We start from the raw sequence: 15167 nt of genomic DNA on the forward strand, positions 1-15167 counted from the left end.
GCAGCAGCGGCAAAGGGCCAGGCGCCCCCGCCCCCGCCGCCGGTGCAGTCTTTTATGCCGCCCGTCGGATCGCCGTCGGCCTTTGGCCTGCGCCATCCCTTTGACGGAAGCGTGCCGATCACGTCCGGGTTCGGGTGGCGAGCCACCCCGCCAGGCACCATCGACTTCTACGGGCAGGGCGGCTACATGCACACGGGGCTGGACTTCGGAGCAGCCTGCGGCACACCTGTCTACGCTGCCGCGGCAGGGGAAGTCTTTAGCTCCGGCTGGAACTCTGCGGACGGAGGCGGCTGGCGCGTCAAGATCTCGCACGGCCTGATGCAGGGCAACACCCTTAACACCATCTACTATCACAACGCGAGCATTGTAGTGTCGAACGGCCAGCGCGTCTCGCAGGGCCAGCTGATCGCTTACTCCGGCAACACCGGCAACTCCACCGGCTGCCACGCCCACTTCGAAACCTGGCTCAATGGCAAGCCGATGGACCCGATGGGCCTGCTGTAGGGGCGCTTAGCGCTGCCGTACACTGGTATGACTCCACGCCGGCTGGCCTGGAGGACATCCGATCTTGAACTGAGGAGCTTTCCCTTGCCTAAAGAAAGTGGCCGTAAAGTGGTGGCCACCAACCGGAAGGCCCGGCACGACTACCACGTGCTGGATACCTACGAGGCTGGAATCGCGCTCATGGGCACCGAAGTTAAGTCCCTGCGCGAGGGCCACGCCTCCATGGTGGATGGATTCTGCACCTTCTACAACGACGAGCTGTGGATGGAAGCCATCCACATCCCCGAGTACAACCAGGGCAGCTGGACCAACCACGCGGCCCGGCGCCGCCGCAAGCTGCTGCTGCATCGCGAGGAACTGATCAAGATTTCGCACAAGGTGCGGGAATCAGGCTTCACTATTGTTCCGCTGCAGCTGTACTTCGTTGACGGCCGGGCCAAGGTTGAAATCGGCGTGGCCCGCGGTAAGCGCGAGTACGATAAGCGCCAAACCCTCCGCGAACAGCAGGACAACCGTGAAGCGCAGCGGGAAATGCGGGAGCGCAACCGCCGCCGCTAGGCTGGAATGAATTCCCTGAATGATGCGTTATGATGGGTAGTCCGGTGGGCTTGCCTGCCGGTTTTGATAAAAAAATATGGGGATGATCGGTTTCGACGATGTTAGTCGCGACAGGTGAAGCGGGCCGAGGATGCAGAATTATCTCGTAAACGCTTTCTGCAAACCAATAAGTGCCGAATCTAAGCGCACTGACTTCGCTCTTGCTGCTTAACCAGTAAGACAGTCCGTCAGCCCGAGGTTGCTATCGCCCCGGATCCTGGCGTCATTTAGATAGCCACTGCTGTTCACCTCTGTCATCGGGGTGAACGGGACTCTTAGATGACTGGGCCCGGATCAGCCAGCTGTTTGCAGCATGGCTGGGGCCGAGAAAATCCGACGCAAACTGCGCCCGGAGAAGCCCTGACAACACGACATCGGACGGGGGTTCAATTCCCCCCATCTCCACATTTGTGATGATGTGGAACTTCCTTGAGGGAAGGTTCACATCATCGGGATAGCACCCCGGTCCTCGGACCGGGGTGTTTTTCTTTGCCCCGGCCATCAGGGAGCCGCCCCGGGCCACGAAGCAGCCTGGCAACGAAGCAGCCGGGCCCCGTCCACCGACTGACCATGCCCTTGGGCTTTCGTTCACCCACGGCGTAGCGCAGCGGGGACTAGCGACCCGCCCCCGGTCGTTGTCTCCGTTAGGAGCCCGTACCGCCCTCGCCGCCGGGATCCGGTTACGCCAGGAGGTGCCCCATGAACCAGGGGAGCGAGCCAGTTTCACAGGCGTCCGACGCCGACGCCCTGGACTCGTATTCACAGACAGTGATGCGCGTGGCCGCCACGGTCACGCCGCATGTTGCCGCTTTGGAAATGTCCTCGGCGCGCCGCAACGGACGCGTCCGTGTCGGGGCAGGTTCGGCTGTGCTCTTCACCGAGGACGGCTACCTCCTGACGAACGCCCACGTCGTGGCTGGCACCCAACGGGGGCACGCAGTGTTAGCCGACGGCAACCGGATGGAGCTGGAACTTGTGGGGGCGGATCCGCTGTCCGACCTTGCCGTGGTCCACGGCAGGCCGCCGCGGGTGGCGCCGGCGCAGTTCGGTGCCGCGGAGTCCTTGCGCGTGGGCCAACTGGTGGTCGCCGTCGGGAACCCCCTGGGCCTGGCCGGCTCGGTAACGGCGGGTGTGGTCAGCGGCCTGGGACGAGCCATTCCGGTCTGGTCGGGAGGCAACCGGCGGGTCATCGAGGACGTGATCCAGACGGACGCCGCCCTCAACCCGGGCAATTCCGGCGGAGCGCTGGCGGATACACACAGCCGGATCGTCGGCATCAATACCGCCGTGGCAGGTGCCGGACTCGGCCTGGCGATCCCCATCAACGCCACCACCCAGCGGATCATCTCCGCCCTGCTGGCGGACGGACGGGTACGGCGGGCCTACCTCGGCCTGGTCAGCACGCCCACCCGGCTCAGCCCCAGCGCCGTTATTAGAACCGGCCAGCGGGACGCGCTGCGCGTGGTGGAAGTACTGGCCGGCTCTCCGGCAGACAAGGCCGGCCTGGCAGCGGGGGACATCCTCCTCGCCGCGGGCGGCCGTCCCGTCAGTGACGCCGAAAGCCTCCAGCGCCTGCTCTTCTCGGACGCCATCGGCGAACCTCTCCAGCTCGCGGTGCTGCGGGACGGTACGGAGATCCATCTCACGGCGGTCCCCGAGGAGATGGTCGGCAACGGAAAGTAGGCGGGAGGCGGCACATGCCGCCCTTACCCCAAAAGCAGGAGGAGGCTCAGCCCTGCCCCGGCACATCTGCGATGCCCACGAAACGCGTGCCGACGCCGTCGAACTCGCTGCGGACGTATCCCTCGCGCAAACGCGGAACGTCCTGCGGACTGTGATGGCCGCACACCACGTAGGTAAAGTCAGGCCACCACTTCTTGGGGCGCGCTGCTTCCTCGTACCCGCAGACGGCGCACTCGAGGTGGACCCAAACAGGCCGCTTTCCGGTGCGGTTGGCGCGGGACTGGACCAGCCAGGGCGGCGGGTTGTCCAGGATTTCACCCAGTTCAGCTTCGGTCATCCATTTTGGAAGGCCGTGGCGCTGGGCCATTTCCATCGGTACATCAAGGGCAATGGCCGCGTCGCGTCTGCTAATCATCACCATCCACGATACGCGAGCGGGCCAAATCGCCTGCAGCAGCGCTAGGAAGCGAGGGCAATCCCGGCCGCAGCAGCCGCAAAGCCGAGCACAAGGTTCGCCGCCACGTTCAACATGGCGGAGCCGAAGCGAGCCTCGGTCAACAACCGCACTGTTGCCGTTGTCCATGAACTGAAGGTGGTGAGCCCCCCGGCCAGCCCTGTTGCCAGTGCGGTCTGCCATTCCGGGGCGAGCTCCAGCTTTATGGTCATGGCGTGGGAGACGCCAATGATGAAGCACCCCGCCACGTTCACCAGCAAGGTGGCCCAGGGCCAGTGCAGCCGCGCCTTGTGCCACGGGACGTGCGCGGAATTCCCGGGGGAGCGGGCCGTACGGATGGACGCGTGATGCGCGAACCAGCTGTCCACACCGAAACGAAGAAGCGCTCCGGCGACGCCGAACAGGCCCACCAGGGCAGCAGCCATCACGCCCTGCGGCCCGGGCCGGCGTCATGGCGTACGGCCACCACCTTGCCGAACCGCCAACCCAGACCCGCCGCCGCCAGCCCCAGCAGCACTGACAACGCCAGGTAGGCTGCCCACGCCATGTGTTCGCCGGCGCGGGCCAACTGGTCCACAGAAAACACCAGGGCGGAGAAGGTGGTGAAGGACCCCAGCAAACCCGGCCCCAGCCCGGCCCGCAACCAGAAGGCCGTCTGCGGACGGGCTATCCAGACCGTGGTCAACGCTGCCAGGACGAAGCTGCCGCCAACGTTGATCACCAGCGTGGCCCAAGGGACCGCACCGGGAAGATCGGGAAAAGCCAGCCCAAGTCCATACCGCAGTTCAGTGCCGATGAGGCCTCCGGCGGCGACAGCGATCCAGGCGCGGCCCGCCGGCATGCCGGCAGGGTTCATTCAGCTGTCTCCCAGCAGGCAGCCCGGGTGGGGACGGTCGCTGTGCACCCACAGGGCGGACGTGATTTCGTCGGCCAGGTCGTAGTCCCTGGTCCTGCCCGAGTTCCTGATCCGCACCACCAGGGCGCCGCCGAACGGCTTGCGGCCCACAACCTCCACCTCGGCGTCGAGGTCTATCTCCTCGGCGGAAAGATAACGGAGCAAATCCGGGTTCTCATCGCTGATCCGGGTGATCCTGCCGGTGTGCCCCTGGTCCAGCGCACCCATCAGGTGGGCGCGCGGCATCAGCACTTTCCCGTCGGCAGTGGGAATGGGGTCACCGTGCGGATCCCGCTGCGGGTTCCCGAGTTTGGCCGCAACCCGCTCAATGAAGGTGTCCGAGACGGCGTGCTCCAGCAGCTCGGCTTCGTCATGGACCTCGTCCCAGCTGTAGCCCAGCTGCTGGACAAGGTAAGTCTCGATCAGGCGGTGGCGCCGCACCATGGAAAGGGCCAGCCGGACGCCGGCGTCCGTCAGCGTGATGGCGCTGTAGGGCTTATGGTCAACGAGGCCTTGGTCCTTCAGCTTGCGGACCATTTCCGAGACCGAGGAGTTGGCGACGCCAAGGCGCTGCGCAAGCTGGGAGGACGTGATGGCCTTGTCCTGCCATTCCGTGAAGGAGTAGATGACCTTGACGTAATCCTCAATGGAGGAGGAGGGCGCGCTGGTCTTCACAGCTCCAAGCCTACCCGTTGCCTGTTCTCCGTCATGCCTTGAAGGCCCGCCAGGTAAGCGTCAGGTACGGCAGTTCGAGCTCCTCTTCCAGGCTGTGGCCCAGGTGGTCGTGGAGGTACCAGTCCAGGTTGGCCAACACCTTGGCGCGGGTGCTTTCGCCGGCGCGCAGATAGTAGCTTCTGGACTTTGTGAGCTCCACCAGGTCCGTGGTGCTGACGCGGTCCTGCCAGTGGGTGACGTGGCCCTCAAGCCCCCGGAACTCTGGTCCCACGAGCGGCCGGAAGTCCGGCTTGTACACATCCCCTGCGTGCATGATCCGGGAGAGCCGGTGGACCCAGGGGACAGAGGTGTCCAACTGGTTCCAGATCAGGCCCAGCGTCCCGTGCGGGCGGAGGACGCGTGCCAGTTCGGTACTTGCGGCCAGGGCGTCGCACCAGTGCCATGCCTGGGCAACGCTTACGACGTCGAAAGCTGCGTCGGGCAGGCCCGTTGCCTCCGCGGTGGCGTGGATTGCCGTGGCAGCGGGATAGTGCGCCCGTAACTGCTCGAGCATGTCGGCAGAGGGGTCCACGGCCGTGACGGCCAGGGCCATGTCCAGCAGCAGTTCGGTGAACTTGCCGGTGCCGGCACCGGCATCGAGCGCCTCGCGGGCACCCGGGGGCACCAGCCAGCGGGCTGATTCTTCCGGGTAGCCCGGACGGACCTGCTGGTAGTCCCGGCCGCCGTCCTGGAAGCTTTGGCCGAGCTCCCGCCGCCGTCCGTGATCAAGCCTGGGGCCACCCCGTACCACGCGTGGCCTCCTTCGTCCGATGCCCTTGGGTATCCTTCGAATTTACCGCACCCGACGTTGAGGCAAGATCAATAAGCAGAGTCAGTGCCGGCAGCGGACGGCAACAGTGTTCAGTCGTCGATGCAGGGGGCGGCCCCGGCGGTCCCCGGAGTGTTCGGTGCCCAGTGCGGATACGTGCGCGCGTCGTTGGCGGGAACCCAGCGCCCCGCGTCGACGACGTAGTCCCACCCCAGGCCGTTTCGGCGCAGCGAGTCGATGCCGGCAAGGAGCCGTTCTGCATCCTCTAGGCGTGAGCCGACGCCGAAGCTGGCCCGGAGGGAACCGGAAGGAAGCCCGAGCCGCTTCAGCAGCGGGTGCGCGCAAAAGCGGCCGTCCCGCAGGCCTACGCCATGTTCCGCGGACAGGTAGGCGGCCACGAGACCGGCGTCGTAGCCTTCCACGGAGAAGTTGACCACGCCGATGGTGTCCGTATCCGGGTTGGTGTCCTTGAAGATCTGGTGCACGGTCACGCCGTCAATGTTCTGCAGGCCTTCCACCAGGAAGGAGCGGATGGCCGATTCGTGGGCGTGCCACTGTTCCTGGTCCAGGCCGGCGATCACCTGTGTGGCGCGGGCCAGCGTTGCTGCGCCAAGGACGTTGGGCGAGCCGCCCTCATGGCGGGCAGGGCCGGTGGCCCAGCTGACGCCGTCGAGCCTGGCTTCCTTGACGGCGCCGCCGCCTGCGAGGTGGGGCGTTCCGGCGTCCAGCCAGTCGGCGCGGCCCACCAGCACACCGGTACCGAACGGTGCGTAGAGCTTGTGGCCGGAGAAGGCGAGGTAGTCGACGCCGTCCGCGGCGATGTTTACGCGGCGGTGCGGCGCAAGCTGGGCCGCGTCAACCACAATCCGTGCGCCGTATTCGTGGGCGAGCGCGGCGAGGGCCCGAATGGGAAGAATTTCACCGGTGACGTTGGAGGCGCCGGTGACGGCGAGCAGGCTCACGCCGCCCTGCTCCAGCTCAGCGCGGACGGACTCGATGGTCCCGGCGATGGTGTCAGCGGCAACGATGCTCCGGTGGGGGACACCCTGCCACGGCAGCAGGTTCGCGTGGTGTTCGATGTCCAGGTACAGGACGTCGCCGTCCGGACGTCCGTCCGTCGCGGGCAGGCAACCGGCAAGCAGGTTGAGGGAATCGGTGGTGTTGCGGGTGAAAATCACCGAGTCGTCAGGGCGGCCGCCCACGAAGTCCCGAACAATGCTGCGTGCGTTCTCGTAAACGGACGTGCTGATCTGGGACGCGTAGCCGGCGCCGCGGTGGACGCTCGCGTAGAAGGGCAGGATCTCGTTGAGGTAGGCCGAGACTACGGAGAGGGCGGGAGCCGAGGCACCATAGTCGAGGTTTGCATAGCGGACGTGCCCGCCGGAGATGAGGGGCGCCTGGATTTCCGCACCTGTGACGGCAGCAAGGGGACGGCCGGCGACAGCGCGGCGGGCATCAAAGAGGGCAGCGGCTTCAGCCTGGATGGGCTGGGCGGCGGCGTTGGGGGAGACGGTGGCAGTTGTCACAGAGACCTCACTTCGAAAAGGACTCCCTGCTCCGGGAATCCGCGCTTGCCGCATCCGTTCCGGACCGGCCTGGTCGTCACCCGGGGCACCCCACCGCGGTTGGAGGGTTGCCGGCCAGCAAACCGGGGTTTCGCGCTGGCACTCGTGACCTGGTTAAGAGCGTAGGACATGGGGCAGGAAGGTTTGAAGCCGGCTCAAATGTTAAGCGCTTTGTTACGCCTGCCGAAAAGTGCTGCTTTGGCCGAAGAAACGACGGCGGGCGCCTCCTTTGGGAGCCGCCCGCCGCTGATTGTTCGGTGAAGGTGCCTAGAGGAGATCGTCCAGGTCAGGGTTCAACCTGCGGAGTACCTCGGAGTGCAGGATGGAGTTCGTGGCCAGCGCGTTGCCGCCAAACGGCCCGTCCTCCCCTTCCAGCGAGGTAAACCGGCCACCCGCTTCGACCACAATCGGCACGAGTGCCGCCATGTCGTAAAGGTTGAGTTCGGGTTCGCAAGCGATGTCCACCGCGCCCTCGGCCACCAGGCAGTAGGACCAGAAATCGCCGAAGGCCCGGGTCCGCCACACGTCCTCGGTGAGGCCCAGGAAGTTGTCCAGATTGCCACGCTCCTTCCACCCGCCCAGGCTGGAGTAGGACAACGAAGCGTCCGAAAGGTTGGCGACATTCGAGACGCGGAGCCGGGTGGCAGCAGCCAGCGACCGTCCCATGTAAGCGCCCATGCCCTTGGCCGCCCACCAGCGCTTGCCCAGGGCGGGAGCACTCACCACTCCAACAACGGGCTCGCCTTCATCCACCAGGGCGATCAGGGTGGCCCAGACGGGGACGCCGCGGACGAAGTTCTTGGTGCCGTCAATGGGGTCGATGATCCAGCGGCGGGACCCGTGGCCGGTGCTGCCGAACTCTTCACCGAGCACTGCATCACGCGGACGGGAGCGGGACAACTGGCCGCGGATGGCTTCTTCTGCCGCCTTGTCCGCGTCGGTGACCGGCGTCAGGTCAGGCTTGGTCTCCACCTGGAGGTCCTGGGCCTTGAAGCGGCTCATGGTCTGGTCATCCACGGAGTCTGCCAGGACGTGCGCCAGGCGCAGGTCATCGTTATAGCTTGAAGCGGGTTGGATCATGGTTCCAAACTACCGTCTGCGCGCGGTTCTGCTGGGAGATCGGCACCGTCAGTTGACGCTGCCCAGTTCCTTCGCCTCCTGCGCCTCCAGCCGCGGGTCGGTGCCCAGGAGGCGCCGCAGGGATGCCAGCCGGGCTTCTCCGGTGGCGCCGGCATGCCCGCCGCCCACCCAGGCGTCCAGCCCGCAGTTCACTGCCGTGGCGGTGTGTTTGCAGCCGCGTTCGCAGTCCTCGATGCCGGGGGAGAGGTCCGGGAAGGAGCGCAGGATCCGGTCCGGGTCCACGTGCGCCAGGCCGAAGGAACGGATGCCCGGGGTGTCGATGATCCAGCTGCCGGCGGGTGCGTCCGCCAGCCTCAGGGCCAGCGCCGACGACGACGTGTGGCGGCCCCGACCCGTCACCGCATTAACCCCGCCGGTGGCACGCTCCGCACCGGTCAGCGCGTTCACCATGGTCGACTTGCCAACGCCTGAATGCCCCAGCATGACTGTCACTTTTCCATCCAGATAGCCGCGGAGTTCCGCGACAGCCCCGCTGTCTAGGCGTGCGGACAGTCCGTCGTCCGAGCGGGCATCGATCCCAGATGCGGTGGAATCGGCCGTCCGGCTGATGATCACGGGGAAGTCGAGGTGGGTGTAATTGGACAACAGCTCCGCTGGATCCTTGACATCCGCCTTGGTGACCAACAGGATCGGCTCAATCCCGGCGTCGTACGCCGCCACCAGGGCGCGGTCGATGAAGCCCGTGCGGGGCTCGGGGTTGGCAGCCGCCACCACAACTACGAGCTGGTCCGCGTTGGCCACGACGGCGCGTTCCACGGGATCGGTGTCGTCCGCGCTGCGGCGCAGGAGGGTCTTGCGGTCCTGGATCTTGACCAACCGGGCCAGGGTGTCCGGTTCGCCGGAGACATCGCCTACGAGGGATACGAAATCACCCGCCACCACCGGGTTGCGGCGCAGCTCCCGCGCCCTCGCTGCAATGACTACGCGTTCGTTGCCGGAGTCCTCACCCACCACAGCCGTATACCTGCCGCGGTCAACGGTGATAATGCGTCCCGTGACGGCGTCGTCATGGCTGGGCCGGTCTTTGGTGCGAGGGCGCGAGCCCTTCTTGCTGGGGCGGATTCGGACATCCGATTCATCCCAGGAATCAGTGCTCCGCGCCACCGGTTGAACCTTCCGTGCCGGTGTTGGACGAGCCTGCCTGGGCAAGCATGCTTGCCCACAACCGGGGAAAGTCCGGCATAGTTTTGGCAGTCGTGGCGATGTCCTCCACCTGCACGCCCTCCACCGCCAGGCCCAGGATGGCTCCGGCAGTGGCCATGCGGTGGTCGGCGTAACTGTGGACGACGCCGGCGTGCAGCTTGGCGGGCCGGATCACCAGGCCGTCGCTGGTTTCCTCGGCATCTCCGCCAAGGCGGTTGATCTCGGTGACCAGTGCAGCCAGCCTGTCGGTTTCGTGCCCGCGCAGGTGGGCAATACCGCTGAGCCGGGAGGGGCCGCTGGCCAGGGCACATAACGCGGCGACCGTCGGCGCCAACTCACTTGTGTCCGCGAAATCCCCGCCCTTGATCTCCGCTCCGCCGGTTACGGTCAGGACGCCGTCGCGCAGGGTAACCTCTGCGCCCATCTCGGCAAGAATGCTCCGCCAGAGATCTCCCACCTGCTGTGTCTGTTCGGGCCAGCCGGGAATCCGCACCGTACCGCCGGAAGCCAGGGCCGCGGCAAGGAACGGGCCGGCGTTGGACAGGTCCTGCTCAATCCGCTGGTCGAAGGCTTGGATGGGCCCAGGGGCAACAAGCCAGTGGTTGGGAACCGAATCGTCAACAACAACCCCGGCCCCCCGCAGGACAGCGACGGTCATATTGATGTGGTCCAGGCTTGGTACAGGTTTACCTACATGCTCAAGGTGCAGGCCCTCGGTGAACCGTGCCCCCACGAGGAGAAGGGCAGAAACGAACTGTGAGGAGGCGCTGGCATCGATGACCAGGTGTCCGCCGCGAACTTCTCCGGTGCCCTCCACTGCAAACGGCAGCGACGACGGTGTGCCGCCGCCTTCCGCGGAAACGGCCACTCCCAGGGCCTTGAGCGCTTCGATGATGGTTCCCATGGGCCGCTTCCGGGCATGCGGGTCGCCGTCGAACAAGCTGGCACCGTTGCGCAGCGCCGCCAGCGGCGGAACGAACCGCATCACCGTCCCGGCAAGGCCGCAGTCGATCCTCGTGGAGGCCGATGCGGCATCGGCCGGCAGCGGCACCACCTCCAGATCCGGCCCGAACGCCCCGTCCCCCGGCACCTCGGTGATGGTGGCGCCCAACTGCCGGAGCGCGTCAACCATCAGTGCGGAATCCCTGGAGTGCAGCGGTGCGCGCAGGCGCGACGGGCCGTTGGCCAGGGCGGCAAGGACGAGGTACCGGTTGGTCAGCGACTTTGAACCGGGCACCGTGATGGTGGCATCCACCGGGCGGGAGGCGAAGGGTGCGGGCCAGTGGGGGAGGGACGTTCCGGAGTTGTCCTGGGCAGTGGAGGGCGCGGCGGTCATGTCCTGCTTATGCCCCCGTGGCCTGTTCAACGGCGCGGCGGACCACCTTATCGGCCTTGGAGAGCTTCTGGTTGGTGGTCTTCCTGGCATCCGCGGCAAGGTGGGCGGCACCCTTCCGCGCGTCGGCAGCAAGGTGCTCTGCGCGCCACACCAGTCCCGGTTTGCCTGCCGTGTCAACAGAAGCAAGCAGGGCCCCGCCGCTCAACGAAAGATTCTTGAGCAGCTGGTTGCGTCGGTTTCCGCGGCCTTCCTTGCTGCTGATGTCCGCGCTGCGCCACTCGACAAAGGTGTTGAGAAGGGAGATGACCGTAAGCACAGTGGCTGAAAGCCGGGAAAACTTCCCGAGCCCAAAGAGGACGCCCGCGCCCACCTGCGTGCCACCTATAACCCGTGCCAGCGTCTTCTCGTCAGTACGGAACGGCAGCGCCGCCGTTGCCTTGCTCAGCAGGGGTGACAACTGTTGGGCGGTGTCATCGGCGTTCTTGAGCTTATCCATTCCGGCAAGAACAAAACTGGAAGCCAGCATGGGCCGTGCGAGTGTGCGGACAAAGGACATGGATTTCCTCCTGGATGGACGAACCGCGTCGGGTGCGGCGAAGTCGGTTCTAGTCTTGCACTTTTGGGGAATATTTGCCCAAGGCCTGGGGTTATGGATGCTGGGTCCGCGAGAGCCGGGCCCGAACCACAAAGCACCGGACAACAGAGCGGAGTTGGTCCTTGAGGCGGGTGTTGGACGGAATTGAAGCGGCAGGCCCGGTGGCAATGGACTCGTTGGAGGGTGAACCCCCCGAGTACGGCCCGCCGCGTGCGCGGAGCCTGACAGTAGACTTGAAGGCAATGAGCACCTTGGATCCGGCCGTTTCGGCCATGTATGAGGCTTCCCAAAGTGAAGCCAAGAGCAGCGCTGACGTACGGCCCGAGCCGGCGGAGGCGACGGCACAATCCGTGCAGCCCAACGCGGGAACCACCGAAGAGGTGGTTGAACTTTCCACGGAGTCCGCGGAAGAGCGCCGCGTCCGCTTTGAGCGTGACGCGATGCAGTATGTCGACCAGCTGTACTCGGCCGCGATGCGGATGGCCCGGAACCCTGCTGACGCGGAGGACCTCGTCCAGGAGGCCTACACCAAGGCCTTTTCCGCGTTTCACCAGTACAAGCCCGGCACAAACCTCAAGGCCTGGCTCTACCGGATCCTGACGAACACCTATATCAATCTGTACCGCAAACGGCAGCGCGAGCCGCTCCAGTCCAACTCGGACACCATCGAGGACTGGCAGTTGGCGCGGGCTGAGTCACACACCTCCAGCGGGCTCCGCTCCGCTGAGGCAGAGGCGCTGGATCACCTGCCCGATTCGGACGTCAAGCGCGCGCTCCAGGACATCCCCGAAGAGTTCCGCCTCGCGGTCTACTTCGCGGACGTGGAGGGCTTCGCGTACAAGGAAATTTCAGACATCATGAACACGCCCATTGGCACGGTGATGTCCCGGCTCCACCGCGGCCGGAGAATGTTGCGGGACATGCTCGGGGAGTACGCCGCCGAGCGGGGATTCAAAACGGCCGCAGGTCCAAAGGACGCGGCGGAAAGCACACAACAGGAGAACAGGAAATGAGCGACTGCCAGGGATTGGGCGACTGCGACGACACCCGGATGCAACGCATCTATGAGTATCTGGACGGAGCCTTGACCCGTGAGGACATCACGGAAATAAAGACCCACCTTGATGACTGCCCCGAATGCACGGAGCAATACGACCTTGAGTGCGTCATCCGCAACATGGTCAAGCGTTCCTGCACTGAGGCTGCTCCCGAGAACCTCAAGAACGCCATCCTGGACCGGATCCATTCGATCCGCCCGGTGGACGCCTAGCCCAGGTCAGCTGTCCAGCAGCCGGGCAGGGCGACGATCCCGTCCATAAGTACAAAGGACCCCGGAAGCCGAATGGCTTCCGGGGTCCTTTGCTGTGAACCGTAGTACCTGGCATTGTGCCTAGGTGTTGGGGCGCTTCCCGTGGTTCGCGCCGCCACGCTTACGGTCACGACGCTTGCGTGCACGCTTGCTCATAGCTGGCCTCCTTACTGTTGGTACTCAAAAGAGCTGCCCTCAAGTCTCCCACATGATTTGGCGCCCCGCGAACCGGCAACCACCTCGTGACCTGCGGTTCGATGTGCGGCCCTGGCGCGGAGCTACTTTTCGAGGAGGGAATTCCGGACGGCTATGCGCGCCTGTTCCAGCACCGTCCTGAGCGTTTCCAGGACCACTGGGTTGAGTGGCTCCTTGCCGGCCTGAAGGCGAAGCTCGGTGCGGAGGTCATCACGGAACGCCTGGAGCATCATCTCAGCGTCCTTCAGGGAACGCCTGCTTTCGGGGGCGGGCCTGCCACTGGAGGCCGTGAAATCGACCGAACCGGCGGCGGCACGGGCGGCCTCCGCCGTCGCTGCAAGGTCAGCCCGCAGCCCGCGCATATTGCTCCGGATGTCCTCGCGGAGGTTGTCTGCCAGCCGCCGTACGGAAGCGGAAATCTCTTTTTCAACTGCTGCCAGTTCTTCGCGGCGCAGGTTCAGCTCCGCCAGTCCGGCAGGCGTGATGCGGTAGTTGGTGCGACGCCCGGCCGATTCCGTGGCTACCAACCCCTCCTCCTCGAGTTTGCCCAACCGCGGGTAGATGGTGCCCGCACTGGGGGAGTAGGTGCCGCCGAACCGTTCCTTGAGCGCCTTGATGAGCTCGTAGCCATGCTTCGGGCCGGACTCCAGCAGGGACAACAGGTAGAGGCGCAGGGCACCGTGGGCAAAGACGGCCGGCATCAGGGCCGTTCTTCCGCGTTCCCGGACGGTCCGCTGTGGAAGATGGATGTTGTGCCTGACACGGAATTGGTCCTGACGAGCATGAGCTTGGCATCCGGACCGGCGATCGTTTCCACTTTGCCGCCGGGCACGTGGTACTTCTGCTGGTCAATAACGACCGTTCCACTTGCCGATTTGGCCACGATATCCACTCCGACGTCGTGCGGAATCCGGATGGTGAGGTCTCCCGATACTGAATTTGCCCCGAAATCCTGGGTGTAACCCAGCAGGTCGAAACTCATGCCGCCGCTTACAGTGTTTGCCCGGATATGGCTGAAGTTGCCGGACGCCGTCACCTCGCCGGAGACGGTCTTGGCTGTGAGGACGCCGCTGTGATCGCGGGCGCTAACCTCGCCACTGACCGTGTTGACGTGCAGTTCACCGTCCGTGCCGTCGGACATCACAGAGCCGGAAACGGTGTTCAGGCGCGTGCGGCCCGCCATCCCTGAAACGAGGCCGTCACCGCTGACGGTGCCTGCCTCAACCTCAACCGTCGGCGGAACGGCAATGCTGATGACTGCGTAATTCTCACTGTTGTGGCTGACCGTTCCCATGAGGTTCTTGAACCAGCCCTGCGGCCCGTGCAGCTGGTGACGGACCTCAAGCCGGCCGTCCTCCAGCGACACCGCCACGGGGTCACCCTGGACTTCGGAAATCTCTATCCGGGTGACTGGCTCCTGATGCGCGACGACGTCGAAGCGGCCCCGCACCATGCCCAGCTTTAGGGACGTCACAGAGTCGACGTCGATGGTCTGGGCGCTCGTGACATCCCAGTTTTGCTCAGCCATTGGTCCTCCAAGACGATATATCGCGTGATGCAACCAACCTACTGCCGGGGTAGGCAGAGGTCAAGATATATCGCGAATTCGCCTACTCCGGGACGGCCATCCCCAGCCACTGGAACCAGCCACGGTGCAGTACCAACCAGGCCATGAGCCCGTATCCGGCCTGCCCAGGCGTGCCGCCGTTGGCGGCCAGGTCCTGGCGCCACTGTTCGTGATTCAGGAGGGGAGAAAAAGTATCAACATAAAGATGCTTGCGGCGCGTGGTGACGTCAGCGAAAGCCGTGTTCAGCTCGTCGAGCCGGCGGTTCTGGGCGGGGTCCAGGGTGGGTGGCGGTCCCACCACAAAGACCCCCAAGCGGTTCTGCGACGCCGAGTCCAGGATGTTGGCCAGGTTGAGCCGACTGCGGGCGGTTGAAAGTCCGAACTCAATATCCCGGCCGGACAGGCCTATCACCAGGCGGTTCTCGGCCTTGTCGCTGAACCGCCGGCCGGCCTCGTCCATCCAGCGCGCGGCCAGCCCTTCCGTTCCTTCCTGCGGACAGGGGAGGGCATAGCTTTCCAGGAGCATGCCATCCTGGGGAGTGCGGGCCAAGACGCGGCCCAGCCAGCCGAGCGCCCGGGGATCACCGAGTCCGGCCAGCAGTTCATCTCCTACAGCTGCGATACGCAGCTTCCTGTCTTCCACACGTTCCTCTTAACTTCGGTGCTGGCTGCCCGTCGCCACCCGGACCACTTAAGGGGAT

Annotated in this window: 19 protein-coding genes, 1 other RNA gene and 1 riboswitch; of the genes, 6 read left to right on the plus strand and 14 right to left on the minus strand. The window is 65.3% G+C overall.

Annotated elements, in window-relative coordinates; translation table 11 throughout:
* The 4 genes from AC5RV1_RS14240 to AC5RV1_RS14255 form a co-directional block, all read left to right on the plus strand.
* On the plus strand, window positions 1–504 hold a 504-nt coding region (locus AC5RV1_RS14240), incomplete at its 5' end, for a M23 family metallopeptidase (RefSeq protein WP_493994998.1).
* 84 nt (window positions 505–588) lie between these two features.
* On the plus strand, window positions 589–1062 hold the full coding sequence (smpB, locus tag AC5RV1_RS14245) for an SsrA-binding protein SmpB (RefSeq protein WP_163162401.1): 474 nt from the start codon (window positions 589–591) through the stop codon (window positions 1060–1062).
* Window positions 1063–1140: 78 nt separating this feature from the next.
* Window positions 1141–1509: a transfer-messenger RNA gene (gene ssrA / locus AC5RV1_RS14250) on the plus strand.
* A 291-nt stretch (window positions 1510–1800) separates the two neighbouring features.
* Complete coding sequence (locus tag AC5RV1_RS14255) at window positions 1801–2784, plus strand: S1C family serine protease (protein ID WP_493994999.1); 984 nt, start codon at window positions 1801–1803, stop codon at window positions 2782–2784.
* A 46-nt stretch (window positions 2785–2830) separates the two neighbouring features.
* Here AC5RV1_RS14255 and AC5RV1_RS14260 read toward each other — a convergent pair whose 3' ends face one another.
* From AC5RV1_RS14260 to AC5RV1_RS14305, 10 genes are all read right to left on the minus strand, one after another.
* A complete protein-coding gene (locus AC5RV1_RS14260) occupies window positions 2831–3199 on the minus strand; it encodes a hypothetical protein (protein WP_493995000.1) in 369 nt (122 codons plus the stop codon).
* 44 nt (window positions 3200–3243) lie between these two features.
* On the minus strand, window positions 3244–3663 hold the full coding sequence (locus tag AC5RV1_RS14265) for a fluoride efflux transporter FluC (RefSeq protein WP_493946587.1): 420 nt from the start codon (window positions 3661–3663) through the stop codon (window positions 3244–3246).
* Window positions 3663–4094, minus strand: coding sequence for a fluoride efflux transporter FluC (locus tag AC5RV1_RS14270; RefSeq protein WP_493995001.1), 432 nt, complete (start codon window positions 4092–4094; stop codon window positions 3663–3665). Before AC5RV1_RS14270 ends, AC5RV1_RS14265 begins: the two co-directional genes overlap by 1 nt.
* A complete protein-coding gene (locus tag AC5RV1_RS14275) occupies window positions 4095–4808 on the minus strand; it encodes a metal-dependent transcriptional regulator (protein ID WP_493946585.1) in 714 nt (237 codons plus the stop codon).
* Between the two features lie 31 nt (window positions 4809–4839).
* Window positions 4840–5598, minus strand: a complete 759-nt coding sequence (locus tag AC5RV1_RS14280) for a class I SAM-dependent methyltransferase (protein ID WP_493995002.1) — start codon at window positions 5596–5598, stop codon at window positions 4840–4842.
* A 110-nt stretch (window positions 5599–5708) separates the two neighbouring features.
* Window positions 5709–7142: an aminotransferase class V-fold PLP-dependent enzyme gene (locus AC5RV1_RS14285; RefSeq protein WP_493995003.1), complete on the minus strand. Its 1434-nt coding sequence runs from the start codon at window positions 7140–7142 to the stop codon at window positions 5709–5711.
* A 36-nt stretch (window positions 7143–7178) separates the two neighbouring features.
* A riboswitch (SAM riboswitch) is annotated at window positions 7179–7292 on the minus strand.
* A gap of 156 nt (window positions 7293–7448) precedes the next feature.
* Window positions 7449–8261: a histidinol-phosphatase gene (hisN, locus tag AC5RV1_RS14290; protein ID WP_493946582.1), complete on the minus strand. Its 813-nt coding sequence runs from the start codon at window positions 8259–8261 to the stop codon at window positions 7449–7451.
* A 48-nt stretch (window positions 8262–8309) separates the two neighbouring features.
* Window positions 8310–9425, minus strand: coding sequence for a ribosome small subunit-dependent GTPase A (rsgA, locus tag AC5RV1_RS14295; protein WP_493995004.1), 1116 nt, complete (start codon window positions 9423–9425; stop codon window positions 8310–8312).
* Window positions 9409–10800, minus strand: coding sequence for a 3-phosphoshikimate 1-carboxyvinyltransferase (gene aroA / locus AC5RV1_RS14300; protein ID WP_493995005.1), 1392 nt, complete (start codon window positions 10798–10800; stop codon window positions 9409–9411). Before aroA ends, rsgA begins: the two co-directional genes overlap by 17 nt.
* Before the next feature lie 7 nt (window positions 10801–10807).
* On the minus strand, window positions 10808–11356 hold the full coding sequence (locus AC5RV1_RS14305; protein ID WP_493946579.1) for a DoxX family protein: 549 nt from the start codon (window positions 11354–11356) through the stop codon (window positions 10808–10810).
* Between the two features lie 206 nt (window positions 11357–11562).
* Here AC5RV1_RS14305 and AC5RV1_RS14310 point away from each other — a divergent pair, with 206 nt between their 5' ends.
* Both AC5RV1_RS14310 and rsrA read left to right on the plus strand, forming a co-directional pair.
* Window positions 11563–12408 (plus strand): sigma-70 family RNA polymerase sigma factor, encoded by an 846-nt coding sequence (locus AC5RV1_RS14310; protein WP_493995038.1) that lies wholly within the window; start codon window positions 11563–11565, stop codon window positions 12406–12408.
* On the plus strand, window positions 12405–12665 hold the full coding sequence (rsrA, locus tag AC5RV1_RS14315; RefSeq protein ID WP_163162425.1) for a mycothiol system anti-sigma-R factor: 261 nt from the start codon (window positions 12405–12407) through the stop codon (window positions 12663–12665). The genes AC5RV1_RS14310 and rsrA overlap by 4 nt, the downstream gene beginning before the upstream one ends.
* Window positions 12666–12785: 120 nt before the next feature.
* Here rsrA and AC5RV1_RS14320 read toward each other — a convergent pair whose 3' ends face one another.
* From AC5RV1_RS14320 to AC5RV1_RS14335, 4 genes are all read right to left on the minus strand, one after another.
* On the minus strand, window positions 12786–12860 hold the full coding sequence (locus tag AC5RV1_RS14320; RefSeq protein WP_369299106.1) for a 50S ribosomal protein bL37: 75 nt from the start codon (window positions 12858–12860) through the stop codon (window positions 12786–12788).
* 122 nt (window positions 12861–12982) lie between these two features.
* A complete protein-coding gene (locus tag AC5RV1_RS14325; protein ID WP_493946577.1) occupies window positions 12983–13600 on the minus strand; it encodes a PadR family transcriptional regulator in 618 nt (205 codons plus the stop codon).
* Window positions 13600–14427: a DUF4097 family beta strand repeat-containing protein gene (locus tag AC5RV1_RS14330; RefSeq protein WP_493995006.1), complete on the minus strand. Its 828-nt coding sequence runs from the start codon at window positions 14425–14427 to the stop codon at window positions 13600–13602. The genes AC5RV1_RS14325 and AC5RV1_RS14330 overlap by 1 nt, the downstream gene beginning before the upstream one ends.
* Before the next feature lie 82 nt (window positions 14428–14509).
* Window positions 14510–15109 carry a GDSL-type esterase/lipase family protein gene (locus AC5RV1_RS14335; RefSeq protein WP_493946575.1) on the minus strand — a complete coding sequence of 200 codons (600 nt, stop codon included), beginning with the start codon at window positions 15107–15109 and terminating at the stop codon, window positions 14510–14512.
* Between the last annotated feature and the right edge of the window lie 58 nt (window positions 15110–15167).

The sequence above is a fragment of the Arthrobacter sp. Hb9-2 genome (genome assembly GCF_059091165.1).